General features: G+C 66.7%; 15 protein-coding genes and 1 pseudogene. 3 read left to right on the forward strand and 13 right to left on the reverse strand.

All coding sequences use genetic code 11. The features are described from left to right. Window positions 1–294, forward strand: a 294-nt coding sequence (locus BKH28_RS08630) for a DUF4913 domain-containing protein (protein ID WP_143224109.1), incomplete at its 5' end; no start/stop codon positions are given. 88 nt (window positions 295–382) lie between these two features. On the opposite strand, the gene BKH28_RS08635 is transcribed toward BKH28_RS08630, so the two are convergent. Genes BKH28_RS08635 through BKH28_RS08645 form a run of 3 tightly spaced genes read right to left on the reverse strand, consistent with a single transcriptional unit; the run spans window position 383 to window position 4,798 of the window. Continuing rightward, window positions 383–1,951, reverse strand: coding sequence for a hypothetical protein (locus tag BKH28_RS08635; RefSeq protein ID WP_075418420.1), 1,569 nt, complete (start codon window positions 1,949–1,951; stop codon window positions 383–385). Next, on the reverse strand, window positions 1,948–3,645 hold the full coding sequence (locus tag BKH28_RS08640; protein ID WP_256695564.1) for a type IV secretory system conjugative DNA transfer family protein: 1,698 nt from the start codon (window positions 3,643–3,645) through the stop codon (window positions 1,948–1,950). Before BKH28_RS08640 ends, BKH28_RS08635 begins: the two co-directional genes overlap by 4 nt. Then, entirely contained in the window at window positions 3,632–4,798 is a 1,167-nt protein-coding gene (locus BKH28_RS08645) for an ATP/GTP-binding protein (RefSeq protein WP_256695566.1), read from the reverse strand. The genes BKH28_RS08640 and BKH28_RS08645 overlap by 14 nt, the downstream gene beginning before the upstream one ends. On the opposite strand from BKH28_RS08645, the gene BKH28_RS13830 reads away from it, so the two are divergent. Beyond that, window positions 4,782–5,123, forward strand: coding sequence for a hypothetical protein (locus BKH28_RS13830; protein WP_256695568.1), 342 nt, complete (start codon window positions 4,782–4,784; stop codon window positions 5,121–5,123). The genes BKH28_RS08645 and BKH28_RS13830 overlap by 17 nt on opposite strands. A gap of 55 nt (window positions 5,124–5,178) precedes the next feature. On the opposite strand, the gene BKH28_RS08650 is transcribed toward BKH28_RS13830, so the two are convergent. The 5 genes from BKH28_RS08650 to BKH28_RS08670 all read right to left on the reverse strand — a co-directional run bounded on the left by BKH28_RS08650 (window position 5,179) and on the right by BKH28_RS08670 (window position 9,736). Continuing rightward, window positions 5,179–6,669 (reverse strand): SCO6880 family protein, encoded by a 1,491-nt coding sequence (locus tag BKH28_RS08650; RefSeq protein WP_075418421.1) that lies wholly within the window; start codon window positions 6,667–6,669, stop codon window positions 5,179–5,181. Beyond that, on the reverse strand, window positions 6,666–8,054 hold the full coding sequence (locus BKH28_RS08655) for a hypothetical protein (RefSeq protein ID WP_075418422.1): 1,389 nt from the start codon (window positions 8,052–8,054) through the stop codon (window positions 6,666–6,668). The genes BKH28_RS08650 and BKH28_RS08655 overlap by 4 nt, the downstream gene beginning before the upstream one ends. 1 nt (window position 8,055) lies before the next feature. Then, the gene (locus tag BKH28_RS08660) at window positions 8,056–8,406 is read right to left on the reverse strand and encodes a hypothetical protein (RefSeq protein WP_143224110.1); all 351 of its coding nucleotides are present in this window, start codon (window positions 8,404–8,406) and stop codon (window positions 8,056–8,058) included. Between the two features lie 437 nt (window positions 8,407–8,843). Beyond that, window positions 8,844–9,152: a hypothetical protein gene (locus BKH28_RS08665; protein ID WP_075418424.1), complete on the reverse strand. Its 309-nt coding sequence runs from the start codon at window positions 9,150–9,152 to the stop codon at window positions 8,844–8,846. Continuing rightward, window positions 9,149–9,736 (reverse strand): DUF6668 family protein, encoded by a 588-nt coding sequence (locus BKH28_RS08670; RefSeq protein ID WP_143224111.1) that lies wholly within the window; start codon window positions 9,734–9,736, stop codon window positions 9,149–9,151. Before BKH28_RS08670 ends, BKH28_RS08665 begins: the two co-directional genes overlap by 4 nt. A 122-nt stretch (window positions 9,737–9,858) precedes the next feature. Here BKH28_RS08670 and BKH28_RS08675 point away from each other — a divergent pair, with 122 nt between their 5' ends. Next, the gene (locus BKH28_RS08675) at window positions 9,859–10,551 is read left to right on the forward strand and encodes a hypothetical protein (RefSeq protein WP_075418425.1); all 693 of its coding nucleotides are present in this window, start codon (window positions 9,859–9,861) and stop codon (window positions 10,549–10,551) included. Between the two features lie 72 nt (window positions 10,552–10,623). Here the strand turns inward: BKH28_RS08675 and BKH28_RS08680 are convergent, their stop codons facing one another. The 5 genes and pseudogenes from BKH28_RS08680 to BKH28_RS08700 form a co-directional block, all read right to left on the reverse strand. Next, window positions 10,624–11,400 (reverse strand): hypothetical protein, encoded by a 777-nt coding sequence (locus BKH28_RS08680; protein WP_143224112.1) that lies wholly within the window; start codon window positions 11,398–11,400, stop codon window positions 10,624–10,626. Between the two features lie 302 nt (window positions 11,401–11,702). Beyond that, a complete protein-coding gene (locus tag BKH28_RS13835; RefSeq protein ID WP_256695571.1) occupies window positions 11,703–12,149 on the reverse strand; it encodes a hypothetical protein in 447 nt (148 codons plus the stop codon). A gap of 552 nt (window positions 12,150–12,701) precedes the next feature. Further along, window positions 12,702–12,842: pseudogene (locus BKH28_RS14015) on the reverse strand (helix-turn-helix domain-containing protein); the annotation flags it as partial. 194 nt (window positions 12,843–13,036) lie between these two features. Continuing rightward, window positions 13,037–13,558, reverse strand: a complete 522-nt coding sequence (locus BKH28_RS08690) for a hypothetical protein (protein ID WP_075418428.1) — start codon at window positions 13,556–13,558, stop codon at window positions 13,037–13,039. 221 nt (window positions 13,559–13,779) lie between these two features. After that, window positions 13,780–14,052, reverse strand: a complete 273-nt coding sequence (locus tag BKH28_RS08700; protein ID WP_178388854.1) for a MerR family transcriptional regulator — start codon at window positions 14,050–14,052, stop codon at window positions 13,780–13,782. Between the last annotated feature and the right edge of the window lie 63 nt (window positions 14,053–14,115).

Raw genomic sequence — 14,115 nt, forward strand, 5'->3', positions numbered from 1 at the left:
GGTTCCCAGACCCTGACGTGGTGCCCGAGGTGGTGGTGCCACGATGAGGCAGTCTTCCGGCTCACAGCGCTGTGGACGGCCTGGGAGCACATGCGCGTCCACGACGGCCCCACAGCCATGGCCGCCTGGCTCGTCGAGTACGCCGACCCCATCATGAGCGTTGTCCTGGACGCCGAGGCCGGCCCCTTCCGGGGCTGCAAGTCCGACCGCGGACACAAACACCTGCGCCCCCACAAGAACGCCGCCCTACCCTGCGAGCCGGCCCCCGCCGGCCTGTTCGACGAGCGCACCTGACTACGTTTCGCTCGGTCGCGCCAAGGCATGCGGTGGGGCCCACCACGATGATCGTGGTGGGCCCCACCTTCTGGCTGTGATCGGTCGCCTACCGGTGACGCTGACGTCTGCGTGCACCACTTTGGCGTACGCCCTGCGAGCGGCCTCGTTGGCGAGGCTTGGACGGTGCTCGCGTGGCGCGGGAAGCCGGCTCGTGCAGGCCCTGTTGGCCCGTGACCGCCGCGCGTACCGCCTCCGGTGGGGCGCCGGCCTCGAGCTGCTGTTGCGCCCACTCCTCTCGAGCGGCCTGCGAGTCCCAGACCGTCTCACTGGCACGAGCCCAGGAGACATCAGCCTGCTCCCTGCTCGTCGTCGCGGTAGGTGCCCCTCCGGAGGCGTACAGAGCCTCACGCGCCTCACCTGCCTCCAGGGTGGTGCGCGCGTGAGCCGCTGAGGCCCGTCCACGCGCCTCAGCGGCAGCGCCGGCGTAGGCGATGCGGTACGCGGCCACACGTCCCCTGGACGCCGCGTTCTCCCCACCATCTACTCCGAAGCTGGTGACCAGGGCGCGCCGCTGGTGCAGCTGGAGACTGTCAAGGTAGACCTCCGGCGTCAAACCGGCCTGCTCGGCCTCCCCAGCGGCCGCGCGCCTGGCCAGCTCGGTGTACGTGCCGCTGCGGGCAGGTGAGCTGGCGAGCTGCACCGCCCCGGGCACCGTCTGCGCCACCCGGCTTCCCTGGTAGACGAAGTGCGCAAGCCACTGCTGCGGATCGGGATAGGCCCCGTCGTGCTCAACCTGCCAGGACCGTTTGAGCGCCGCCGCACTGTCAGCACCGATCACTGAGCCGATATCGACCTGGCTGCGGTCAGCGCCCGTGGCGTCCGCCAGCGCTGTCTGGTAGCCCTCGGCCGCCTGCGACTCAATGTCGGGCCTGACCCGACCGTCCAGGGACGACAGGGCCGGCGGCGCGTCCAGGTCGTAGCCCTCGGCCGCCAGGGAGGAGTACAGCCTGTGGGCCCACTGCCTGCTGGAGGAGTCCTCATCAAGGCCCGCCACCCAGGGCGCGTCATGGGTACTGTAGTGCTCCTTGACCCAGGCCACAGCCGTGGCCTGCTCGGCCTCCATAGCGTCGACCCGGGAGGCTGAGCGTGCCGGAGGCTCCTGGGACGCGGCATCACTGCCCCGGTCCTGACGGTCGTGCTCCTGGGCGGACTCATCAAGACGCCGTCCCCAGTCCTCCCGCTCCTCGCCGGCGATCGCCGGCGCAGCCGCCGCCAGGACCTCGGGGTCCACGTCCTGGCTCGTCAGCGGCTGGCTGGGCTGGGCAAGGTCGATGCTCCACCGCAGCTGGGCCTGCCGCTCGCACTCGACCACTGCTCGGGCAGCCTCAGGGTCGAGGAAAGAGAACCTTCCGGCCACTGAGTAGACATGGGCCGCCTGCTCGGCCGTGGCGGTCTCCCACCACCCCTCATCGAGGGCCGACCGGTAGACGGGCGCGGCCAGGCGCCGCTCACCCTCCATGAACTGACGCACCCGCCGCTCGTCCTCGACGCTCTGCCTCTCGGCCCGGGCCAGGTCGCGCTGACGGCGCCTGGCCATGAACTCGGCAACCTGCATACCGGCACGCCAGCCCTTGATGATCTCCTGACTGGCCTCAGCCAGGACGTCGTCACTCATCGTGCACCTTCCTTGCTCATCGAGCTACTCGTCGTGGGAATGGTCTCCTCCCAGAAAGGGACGAGCCTGGTCAGTAGCGCGGTCGCCCCGGAGGCCAGCACCCACGCCCTGCCACGGGGCAGGGAACCGAGCTGGTCGACCGGCGCGATCTTGCGCTCCTGGGCCTGAAGCGACCTCGTCGACGACGAGCCACCCTGCGAGCTGGTCGTCTGGACCTGATCGACCCAGTGCGAGCCGATCAGGTCCGAGAGCATCGAGAGGAACTCCGGCTCAGCGACGCCTCCGCCGTAGACCTTCACGTTCGCCGCAGACCACAGCGTCTGCATACCCTCACGGCCCCACGCCGCGACCCCCTGGGACCAGCTCTGGAGCATCGCCTCCACCAGGAGCCCCCGTGACCCGAAGTGCGAGTACTGGGCCGGCAGTTGACTCCACCGGCAGACGTTCGCCGCCTCGTCCAGCTCCACCAGCGCCGGCACGCTCAGCCGGCCGCCGCTGTGACGCTTGGCATGCTCCATCGCGGTCTCGGTGAAGACCATCGTCAAGGCCGTCACCACAGGGGCAGCGCTCACCGGCCCCTCCTGGCTGAGCAGGTAGAGAGTGTCAGAGCTGCGCACAAGATCGTCGATACGCAGCTCCGGGATCCAGTTGTTCGGCCTCACCCACGACATGGTCCGGTCGTCAGCCGTGAACCCCATGATCTGCTGCGCCCCGGCGAAGATGCCCGAACGGGTCACCTCCACCATGTTGAGCGTTGCCTGGAGCTCATCGGCCTTCTCGTACTCCCCGGCCTGACGCAGAAGCAGCACCGGCTCGTCGTCGCTGGGGTCGTTGACCCACCGCTTGACCTCATCCAGAGACTGCCCTGACCTGGCGGCGGCCAGCAGAAGACGCGCCACCAGGTCACGAGCACCGGTGTCGAAGAACGGATTGGACTGGCCGCCGGCGGGCCGGCTGGCGTCCATCAGCGCCTGCGCCATCGCAGTAGCACGCACGGAGCTGGTGACGTAGCTCAACGGGTTCCACCAGAAGGACTGGGGCTCACCAACGATCTCCTGCGGGTCGAACACCCACACCTTCCCGCGCTCCTGGCGCTGTTCTCGCGTCAGCTGAACGATGTCGGGCTTGTTTGACGTCGCCACCACCAGGCCCGGTGCCGCCAGAATCCGTGGCACCACCCAGCAGGTCGTCTTCCCCGTCCTAGGGCCAGCGATACCCACACCCACCGCCTCGAAATCGGAGTACAGGGGCCGGTTGTCACTAACTGCCCTGCCTATCGGTAGCCCGAAGCTGTCGGTCGCCACCCCCAGGCGCCGGGCTGTGGCCTCCACCTGCCCACGGCTGAGCGGCTCCGTGTCAGACCTGTGGCCCACCAGGGCCGCCGCCTCATCCCCACGACGTCGCCGGCCACGCACGCGCCGACGAGCCAGATGGACCCCCAGCACCACCGCAGGCAGGAGCGCCGCCACGAGCCCGATGCACACCCACATGCCGGTACTCGCCTTCAAGGAGCCCTTCAGCAGCGCTATCACCAGGGTGAAGGGGTTCCACGACGGTGAAGGTTGGCCGGTCCACCACGCCCACAGGTGCACGCCCCCATCCAGGCACACCGAGAAGACACCGAAGGCGATCAGCCCCACCCACAGCAGGATCGTGGACGGCTCCCACGTCCTGATCTCATCACGCAGCCGCACCGGTCTCACCGTCCTCGGCGGCCATCGCCCACCGCTTGTTGGTGTTGTTGATATCCACCTCGGAGTCAGCCAGGTGCAGGTGAAACGGGAATCCTGGAGCGTCCGACGTCTTGAGCATGAAGTTCCCCATCCCGGCCGGCGGAACCTGCTCCCCAGACGTCGGGTCAAGGCTCCCCGGAGCGTTCCAGGAACGTAGCAGGGCCTGCTCCTCCAGGCTCAGGTTGAACACCGTGGCGATCATCTGCATCTCCCGCGGCGGGACGCCGCCGGTGAAGAGCATCTTGCTCCGCTCCACGAAGCCCCGCGCCTTGACCCGGTCCTCCTCGTTGGGCAGCGTGTCCATGTCGGTGATGGAGTGCGTGCACATCACCTGTCCCACGCCCAGCGACCGGTTGGTGCGCGTCAGTGCGTCGATGCGGTCCACCAGGCCTGAAGAGGCGCGCAGGATCCTCCACATCTCATCCATGATGACGTTGTAGTGACGCCGTGGCGCCACCCCCGCGTCAGCCAAGGTTTGAGAAATTTCCACCGTGGCGAACCCGTAGCTCCAGGTGGCCAGCAGGGTCGCGGCCTGCACGTCACTGGACTCTGCCTGCGTGGCCGACACATCGAAGACAACGCTTCTGTCCATCATCATCGGCGTGGTCGTGGCCGCGGCGAAGATCCCACCCAACCGGCCCGACAGCAGCGCCATCAGCGATGCCTCCAGGTTCTCCGTGACATCCCGGTAGCGCTCCATCGACCCCCGGTCCAGGGCGGCGGCACGAAGCTCCGCAGGCGCCTGGCGCACGACCTCGAGCAGGTCGGCCAGCACCGGCGACCCACCACGCTCCTCCAGGATCCGCACTGCGGCGTCCAGGATCACCTCCTCCCTGTCCGTGGGGGCCTGACGGCGCACGATATGGATCAGGGAGATGATCAGGGTCTTCTTGCGCTCGTGCGCCGCCTGAAGCAGCGCTGCCCGCTCCTGCGGATGATCGGTCAGCAGCCGAGCCGCCTCGGCCACGTTGCCGGCATCCAGAGGGTTGATCCCCGCCAGCCCGTGACCGATCCGCACCACCTGGCCTCCAAGCGCACGCACGACATCGCCATAGTCCGGCTTGATATCTCCGACCACCATGGAGTGGATGCCGCGGTTGGCCAGCCCCAGCATGATCCGCCGGATCAGCGTCGACTTCCCCAAGCCGTTGAGACCCATCACCATGGCCGACGGCGCCGAGATGATCCGCCGCTCGAACCACGCCATGTGGTCCGCGCACAAGGTGCCCGGACCGTTGAGGTTCTCACCCAGGATCACCCCCTCCAAAGGAGTGGCCCCGCCGACCACGAACGGATATAATCCGCACCCCTGCACCGACGTCGTGCGAAACATCCGCACCCTCGGCATCATCGCGGCCCGGCCACACCCCGGTCCCGCCGGCCCCAGGGCGCCGGCGGCCGGAGAGGCGCTGCCCCCGGTCAACAGCCCCACCATCTGAGTGGCGACCGTGACCGCCGCCCTACCCGCGTTAGCCAACGCCTTCAACGCATCCATCAGCGTCCCCTCTTCCCCATGGCCTGGTCCCCGGGCCGGAGCCCCAGAGGCAGCCCCACAGCGAAACCGGAGTCCTGAGCGCCCCACGCCTCACGGATCAGCAGCCGGCTGGAAGAGGCCAGAGACTCCACCGGCGCGGCCGCGTCCTCCACGTCACCCGACGTCGTCGTGCAGGTAATCACCGCACCGAAGTCAAGCAGACCGCCTCCAGCGGCCTCCTCATCAGCCATCTGACGAGCCACCTGGGCCTCACGCACAGCACGCGCGCTCGGGTTGACGCCGGTCAGACGCGCGGTGGCCTGGTTGACATCATCGTCGATGATCGACGGAGCCACAGCGGCGTCAATCGGACGGTACAGCAACGTCACCCGCTTGCGCTCCACGTTCGGGTGCAGGCCCAAGATGGGCTCCAGCACCCGGAACTGCACCGTCCCCGACGGCGGCGAGGACATCGTCCACACCCGAGACACACCCGAGTCATGCTCATACCGGTCACGCTGCGCGTCGTGACCAGCAGGCCCGCACTGGCCCCATTCAAGAGCCACCGTCTCACCTCGAGAGGCCGCAGTATCAAACAGAGCGGCACTAGCCGGGTCATGAGCGATACGCACCATCTGGCACAGCTCCCTGGCCGTCATCAGGTGCACCGGCCCGGTACCCGCATGCTGAAGCGTCTGCGTCAGACCCGGAAGCCGCGTCGCGATCTCCTGCTCAGCCAGGCCCTGCTTACCAGCCCCCATGGCCGACGGGCTGAACGTCATTGACGCCCACACCTTGATATCGACCGCACCCTGTGCGGAGGAGTCCACCACCTCACTGATCACCCGCCGGGCCACCTCCGGCGCCCCGGGAGCCGACTGGCGTGCCATCGCCCGCCGCAGACGCTCCCCGGAGTCAGGGCACGTCTCGACACTCACCGACGCAGCCACAACACCGGCCTCACCCGACAGGTTGCCCAACCAGTGACCGAACAGGGCCACCAGGTCATTGGCCTGGTCCAGATCCACCAGTCCCGTTCCCGGTGGGGACAGGGCCATCACCACCGCCAGAGACTTGTCCCCATGGTGGACCAGAGCGAACGGGCGCCCCACAGAGTCCGTGTGCTCACTGAGCGTCGAGCGCCACAGCACCCCCGGCAGCCGGAAACCACCAGTGGTGTACCGCGGCGCCAACGGCCCCGAGACGTACCGGGTGGAGCCGCTGCGGGCCGCGCGACGGAACCGCAGCCTCTCAGCGCCCTTGTCCAGCAGTGACATCGCGTGCTTGTCCTTCGTCGTCACCAGATACAGCACGCCGGCCTCGACCACCAGCACCCCACCGGCCCACAGCACATTGGTGAACATCATCGTCGCGATCACGACAATGAGCCCACCCAGTGCCGCCATCGTCTCCCGCATGGTCAACGCGCCGATACCCGCAGACCGAGGCTCACGCCACCCACCGTAGGTACGTACCTCCGTCTTCGCCTGCGCCTGAACAGCAGCACTCATCTCCTATGCACCTCTCTCGCTCCCGTTGACTGACTACCCCCACCGCTACTCGGTGAACCACCACTAGGACGTCCTGCGCCTGAGTAGCTCCGGCCACCCTGAGCGCCGGAGGGACCTGCGGCGCTGGGCGCCGCCACCGGGGCCGCCCCCGAGTTTCCAGTGGACTGATCGGCCACGCTCCTGGCCGCACCCACGCCGGCACCCACGACCTTCGCTCCCGCGACAATCCCAGCAGCCACAGGTCCGCCAGCAGCAGCACCAGCACCGCCAGCGGCACCCGCCGCACCACCACCAGCGGCACCGGCACCCGCGCCGCCACCAGCAGCAGCACCACTGCTGGCAGCTCCGCTACTGGCGCCGCCGGTGGGCGCCGCGCCAGTAGGAGCCTGCGTCGACTGAGGCTGACTCGGAGGCCTGGAGGACGACCCACCTCCACCGCCACCACCGGAACCACCCCGGCGAATCGAACGGTTCGCGACGTTCACCGCACCCGTGGCCAGCATCCCGCCGACCAGGCCGATGGCGCCGCTACCACCATTACCGATGTTCGCCGTTACCGGCACCAGGAACATCACCAGTGCAGGCAAGGCCACAATCGCCAGGATCAGGAAGATGATCCCCATCAGGAACTTCCCGATGTCGTCGGTAAAGCTGTAGCTGTCCCCAGACAGCAGCTTCAGCGAGGCCGCGTAGACCGTCGAGGCGGTGGGCTTGAACGCGACAAAGGCCATTGTCCAGGCAACGTACTTGTTGAACCACTGCTTCCCCCACGACGTCGTCGACGCAGCCGCGGCCAGCGGCGAGAAACCAGTCAGAAGAGTTAGCAGCCCCGAGCGGACGAACATCAAGAAAACCTGCACGATGTTCGACAGCAGCGCGATCAGGCCCCCGACGATGAGCATGATCATGCCCAGCTGGCCAGTCTGAAACAGGCTCATGTCCAGGATCTTCGTCAGGAATTTTCCATCATCCTTGGATCCGGCCTGCTCAATGATCCATGGCGAGTACAGGTCCCCGATCTCCAGCAGGAGCTGCGTGATCGTCGGGAAGGCCGCCGACACCACGATCAGGCGCAGCAGGCCCCCCTGCGCTTCGTGCAACGGCTCCATCCGTTGCCGCCAGGCCATCTGCATAGCCGCAAACACCAAGGACACGATGGCTATGACGATCGTCAGCCACCGCTGGTGATCCTGAATGAACGACGCCACCGACTCATCGCCACCGACATCAGCCTTGACATTGACCCAGATCGTCCCCAAGGACACGAGGGTCTTATTGACTCCAGTCGTAACGTGCTCAGCCCATTTCGAGACAATATCGTCCCCGGCCTTAGCGACCGCCTCGCCGGCCTTGCACGTCAGCTCCCAGAAGTGGCAGTCACTCATGTCAGACGTCCCATTCCGTGAAACCGCCCTGGGCGACAGAGTCCACCGGCTCCTGACCCCAGGAGTTGGACGCAGGCGCCACGACCTTCCAGTCCCCCTTCTCCCAACGCAGGAGAACCGGCCAGGAAACCAGGCCCTCATCCGAGGAACGCCCCGTCCTGACCGCCAGGGTCACGACAACCTCGTCAGGGCCACGCACGTCGACCTTGAACCCATTGATCTTCAAAGGGCTGGAGGTCGACCCGTCCCATCCGTCATCAACCTGACGAGCCAGACGATCCCTGTCCGGCCCCTCAGCCATCAACGCTGTGATGACCTCAGGCAGACGCTGCTCGCTCGAGAACCACTTCATCCAGTTCGCCGACGCCAGGACCGCGCCCGTAGGGGAGTGGGCGAAGCACCTGCTGATACCCGACCGCATATCTGGTCCCACGCCATCAACGACAGGAATGTCTAGCCCCGGCGCAATCGTATGGGTACGGCCGACAGGCGCCTGAACAGGGACCTGCTGGTCTCCCGCGGCCAGACCGCACGCCGACGCCGCAGGATCCGAGCCGGCAGACGCCGCACCAGTCCCCGCAGCACTCGCCGAGGCCGGCGGGTGCGTAGCCGATGGGGCCGGTGAGCTGCCACCGGCGCGGCCACCCACCACCCAGGCGCCAAGCGCAAGCACGACGACCAGGAACACTGCCGCGGCGATGAACCACGGCGACGAGAATGGACTACCACTACCTTCGTTGCTCTTCTGGCTGGCACCGTCCGGGCTTCCAGCCGTCATGTTCCCCCCGCTCATGACTGCAACGCCGCAATCAGAGAACCAGCAGCGCCGCACACGACCGCGGCGGCCATGACAGCGCCAAGCGACTTGGCGTGATCCTCGCTCTCACCGCGCCTGTTGTTGATCGCAAGCTTCGCGGCCACGAAAATGAGCCCGAAGATGCAGACGGCAAAGCAGCCCCACTTGGTCCACCCGATGACCGTGTTGGTCTTCGCCGCCACACCCGGAGGCGCCACCGGTCCTGAGTCCATGGGCGCCAGGCCCGCCTGTAACAGGGTCGTGTGCACGTTCGCCACAGCACCGAGAACGACATCATTCATGAGTTCTTCCTCTCATCGTTGTTGATCTTGTCGATGGTCTTGATGATTCGGCGCACGCGCATACCCCTGTGCGCCTCGCTCGGCTGGCTCAGCCTCCACGCCGCCTGCCACGGCACTCGCAGCACCACGGGAAATGCCCCGCTCACGTCACGCACCAGCCGCGCAAGAGGCTTAGGGCGCCGCCGGCCTGGAGCGTCCGCCCCCAGGACCAGTCCCAGGAGCTCCACCCCCGGAACCGTGCCCTCCAGCCACTCCACGGCGACCGCACGCGCAGCCTCCAACCCGGCGGCGTGAGTCCGCGCCGCCACCAGCACCCGCACCTGCTCACCAGGTACTGCCGGCACCGGCCACGAGCACCCCGCGTCCCCAGCGTCCAGCAGGCCCGCCCACGTCGAGGTCCCAGCCCCACCATGAGCCCCAACGACCCACAACGCCGACCCCCGAACCTGCACACGCCCCAGACGCCGCGACGCCGACACCTCAGCCCCACTGGCCCACCTGCGATAGTCCACGCCCAGCACCTCCACGCCGTCACTGACCGGCTCAGGAGGTGCAGGCTCCTGCACCCACGGATTGCTTCCCATGCCCATCACGTAGAACGTGGGCGCACGACACCCGCCTACAACAAGGGAAGACACCACCACCCTCCGGTACCGTGGTGCTCACCACACGCAAAAAACACGCCGAAAACAGGGGGAAACAAGCCATGGTCGTCAGAGCTGAGGTCCACCACCGCTGGGCAGTCACCCGCGGAAACAACCCAGACGACCGGCCCTACTACTGCCCCCTCCACGAGGCCCGCTACGGCGCCGCCGTCAACCTCTACAAGCGCCTCCTCCAACCCATCCCCGACGACGCCACAGACCACTGGGCCCGCCTCGCCGACCAGGCCGTCGTCATCCCCGAGCAGGACGCGACCTACTGGTACAGCTACACAGCCATCGTCGAGTCAGCCTGGACCCTCGTCACCCCAGACGACGACCAGAACACCGTCCTGGCCGACGCGCGCACCGAGATCGCCAAACGCCCCAGCCCCCGCATCGTCGGCGACCACCCAGCCACCCACCCCGCCGAACCCGTACCCCACGACACCAAGGTCAACGTCCGCAGCCTCTGGGTCGTCACCCAGCACGGCCAGAACCCCACCACGGGCGACGACATCTGGTACTGCCCCGTCTTCGGCCCCAACATCAACACCTACACCCAGGCCCGAAACCTCTACCTATCCATGGCCGAGCAGCTCCGAGACATGCCAGGACCACCCGAACCCACAACCGACCTCACCTTCTGGCACAGCCTCCAAGCCACCGCCGACAGCCCCTGGTACACCGACACCCAGCACGCCGACCCCCACGCCATCATCACCACCCTCTACGACACACTCACCAACCCCAAATAACGTTGACCACACAAGCAGTAGGGCAGGGTGCCAGTTTGGCACCCTGCCCTAAAATGTGTCTGAGGTCACTGGTTAAATGTCCTGGTACGCCTTCACGACCTTAGCCGCCATACCCTCCACCTCCTCCGGCGCCATCTCCAGCACAGACCCCCGCGTCCCCCGCCGGCTACCCACCAGAAGCGTCATCCACGCCCGAGCACACGGAGCCGACACCCCCAGGTCCTCCAGACGAGCGTCCTCAGCCGCCGCCGTATGACGCCGAGACGATCCCTTCAGCACCGCAAGCTCAGCAACCCTTCTCGTGCCAGCCCACGCCGTCGTCTCATCCATCCCCGCAGCCACCAGGGCATCCACCGGATCACGCAGCACCCGCTCGAAGTCATCCACCGCCACCGCGTCCACCGCCAGCTCGCCAGGAAGACTCACCCCCTCAGGCATCAACGACGGATCAACCTCATCCACCCTCACCCCCTCAGGCAGGACGTCATCGCGACCCGACCGGGTAGCCCTCTTGGTGATCACCGTCCACATCGCCCACGGGCAGTCCGCCGTCACAATCCTCTCGGTGCACTCCCGAATCACCTGCCACGCCCACGACGTCGTATCCGCCTTCGACTCATCCGGTCGCAGACGCGCGAACTCAATCCCCTCATGAATGATCCCGGCCATCTGCTGAGTCACCGCCCGATCCAGGCTCCGGTACACCACGCCCATCTCCTCACCGCGCCAGGACTCATCAATCGCGCCGAGGATCGCCTCACGCAGCCCCTCATTGTCGCTGGTCTCCACCCAGCGCCCCTCAAGGTCCACCTCCGGCAACGGGAACCGGTACACCCGAATCTCCTCCACGTCATCCTCAGCGGCAGCGCTCGCCGCCTGAGGCAGCAGACGAATCAGGCTCGCCCCCTGGTGACCATCAACCCGACGACGCCGACGCAGCAGCACACCACGAGCCTCCAGACGAGCCAGGACCCGCTTCACCGTCCGCACCCCCAGATGCGTCCGATCCACAAGATGAGCCACGCTCACCACCGACTCACCCCGCCAGTCAGCCAGGTGCGCCAGCTCCATCACCACAGCCGTGTCCGCAGGAGCCATCCCCTCCAGGTCACGAGCCCACAACAACCACGACCTCCGCCGCTGAGAATCACTCACGACTCCACCCCCACAGTCCCATCACCACGACGCTCAACCAGCTCAGCAGCCGCCCTCGAGCACTCCAGCAACGAAGCCCCCGGCATCTGCTCACGCACCAGCGCCAAAGCCCTCTCAAACGCCGGATCAGCCGCCGGCCTGTCTATGCCCGCGATCTCCTCCGAACGGCGTCGAGCCGCCTCCTGGCGCCGGCTCTCAGCCGCCGCCTTCACCTTGTCCGGCGCCAGCACCGGATCCACGTTCGCCTCAAGCCGGGACGCCACCAGCCCCGACAAACGCGACACCCTCGCCGGCAACGCCTGATCCATCACCCGCCGAATCTGATGCGGCCTCCAACCAGCATCAAGACGCTCACGCAGCAGCCCCGCGATCCGCAACGCACCCTGACGATCCAAGCCGTCCTGCATCGAATCCGGCAGGCAGTCGCCCAGCAGCTCAGCCACCTCAGCCGGCAGCCCCGCCGCCACCGAGCCAGGCGCGCCCGCAGCCGGCGAGGCGTCCCGCCGAGCCCGGCCAGCACTCGCCCCCGATCGAGCATCACCCCCACCGGACCCGACCGGACCCGACCGCGAAGCAGCGCGGCCGCCCGGTGAGGTCATCTCAGACTGGCCTGGTTGGGTCTGGTGGTTCTCTTGGTGGTTTGGAGTAGATATACCGGTCACCATGGATGACCGGTATGCCCCCCGGTTTTGACCGGTATAGGCCCCATACCGGTCAGATTGACCGGTATCAGTGTTTGCAACGGAAAGTCGATCATCAGACAAGTTATCCACAGGTGACTGCGATCCACCTGCACCCATACCGGTCAGATTGACCGGTATGCCCTGACCTGCGCAAACGTCGCCAGGCTCGGAGTCACCCGAAGGACCCTCTGGGACATCGTCACTCCCCTGCACGGGCTGAGCGCCCACATGCAACCGGTAGACGTTTGTCGCCCGATGAGTGTTGCCATCATCGTCCATCACCCACCGTTCCTCACGGTCGATCAGACCCCAAGAGACCAACGCCTTGAGACTTCTCCTGATCGTTGACACGGAGCACTCAAGAACTCCCGCCAGCGTCTCCTGCGACGGCCAGGCACAATCCACGTCATCCGCATACTCACCCAGCGTCACCAGCAGGAGCTTGTGCCCCATCGACACGCCCTTGACCTCATGAAGAGCCCAGTGAACAGCCCGAAAACTCACGAGAACTCACCTCCCAGCACCCAGGCGCAGCGCCGTGGCGCCGCCGCTCGCAGCTCCTCAAACACGGAAACCTCCCACTCTTAAACGACACCAATGTGATTCAAGAAAACAAGAAGAAATGAAGAACAAATAGTGAGGGCCCCTCAGGCCTCTTCGGGAACCGCGACGTACTCACCGGGCCGACTCGGTCGGACCCGTGCGCCGGCCATCACGCCAGCCGCAAACCGCGCCACACCGAGGACCCAGCAGGCGACGATCATCACCAGGTACGCAGCCCCAACCCGCACGCCGAACGGTGCGGTTGCAGGCAGGAACACCGCGACAACCGCCGGCCACGACAGCACCATCCCCACGCCGGCCACCAACCACCACCAGCAACGACGTCGGACGAGCCGCATGAACCGCACACGCCCGACCAGCCCAGCCATCACCACCAGCGCGGCGAACGGAACCCACGACACCGGCTGCAACACCAGCAGAACCATCAGCCCCAGTAGGACAACCAGCTCTGCACGCAGCAGCCCCAACGCCGCCGGCACCCACTCGGACACCGAGAGGTCTCTCAGTGAGCGCTGCTCCGCCCCCTCCGCCTCCTCAGCCCACAGGCCCACGAGCAGGCCGACACTAAACGCCACCCACAAGCCGGCCGCCACCGACGAGCTCATGACCTCGACTCCACCTGGACAGTCCGTCCCTCAGGCCGAGCCTCAACCGCCCCAGACGACTTCGCAGCCTCGCGGCGCGCAGCCCGGGCGTGCAGCAGCTCCGCCACCCCAGCCACCACCAGGAGGGCCGAGACCGCGAGCAACCAGCACCACCACGGCACCAGACCCAGCACACGCCAGCCGAACTCAGGAGAAAACACCACCACGACCACCTCGCTCCCTCACAGCAGCGCACCCTGACCAGGAAGCTCCACACCCTCAACATCAGGCACCGATGACACCGAAGGCGTTGAGGGAAGCGCCGGACTCAGAAGCGCCTCGACGTCACCACGCCGCACGAAGTACCGGCCGTTTGGGAGCTTCTGTGCGGGGAGAGCACCGCTGCGGATCCATCGACGGATCGAGTCCACGCTTGTGTTGGGCAGTAGAGCCGCGGCCTGGGAAGGAGTCAACGCTTCACCAACGTCTGGTTCCTTCATCTCATGAACGTTCATGAGATGAAGCATACGATGAGGTTAACCGACTATCAAGACATGAGTTGCATGCAATGCACGACT

It is taken from the genome of Actinomyces oris (assembly GCF_001937665.1).
GTDB classification, from domain to species: domain Bacteria; phylum Actinomycetota; class Actinomycetes; order Actinomycetales; family Actinomycetaceae; genus Actinomyces; species Actinomyces stomatis.

Bases quoted from the DNA above. Each gene is read 5' to 3' on its own strand.
- BKH28_RS08635 (WP_075418420.1), bottom strand. From the start codon at position 1,951: ATGAGTGACGACGTCCTGGCTGAGGCCAGTCAGGAGATCATCAAGGGC.
- BKH28_RS08645 (WP_256695566.1), bottom strand. From the start codon at position 4,798: ATGCTGGGGCTGGCCAACCGCGGCATCCACTCCATGGTGGTCGGAGAT.
- BKH28_RS08650 (WP_075418421.1), bottom strand. From the start codon at position 6,669: ATGAGTGCTGCTGTTCAGGCGCAGGCGAAGACGGAGGTACGTACCTAC.
- BKH28_RS08655 (WP_075418422.1), bottom strand. From the start codon at position 8,054: ATGAGTGACTGCCACTTCTGGGAGCTGACGTGCAAGGCCGGCGAGGCG.
- BKH28_RS08660 (WP_143224110.1), bottom strand. From the start codon at position 8,406: ATGAAGTGGTTCTCGAGCGAGCAGCGTCTGCCTGAGGTCATCACAGCG.
- BKH28_RS08665 (WP_075418424.1), bottom strand. From the start codon at position 9,152: ATGAATGATGTCGTTCTCGGTGCTGTGGCGAACGTGCACACGACCCTG.
- BKH28_RS08670 (WP_143224111.1), bottom strand. From the start codon at position 9,736: ATGGGAAGCAATCCGTGGGTGCAGGAGCCTGCACCTCCTGAGCCGGTC.
- BKH28_RS08675 (WP_075418425.1), top strand. From the start codon at position 9,859: ATGGTCGTCAGAGCTGAGGTCCACCACCGCTGGGCAGTCACCCGCGGA.
- BKH28_RS08690 (WP_075418428.1), bottom strand. From the start codon at position 13,558: ATGAGCTCGTCGGTGGCGGCCGGCTTGTGGGTGGCGTTTAGTGTCGGC.
- BKH28_RS08700 (WP_178388854.1), bottom strand. From the start codon at position 14,052: ATGAACGTTCATGAGATGAAGGAACCAGACGTTGGTGAAGCGTTGACT.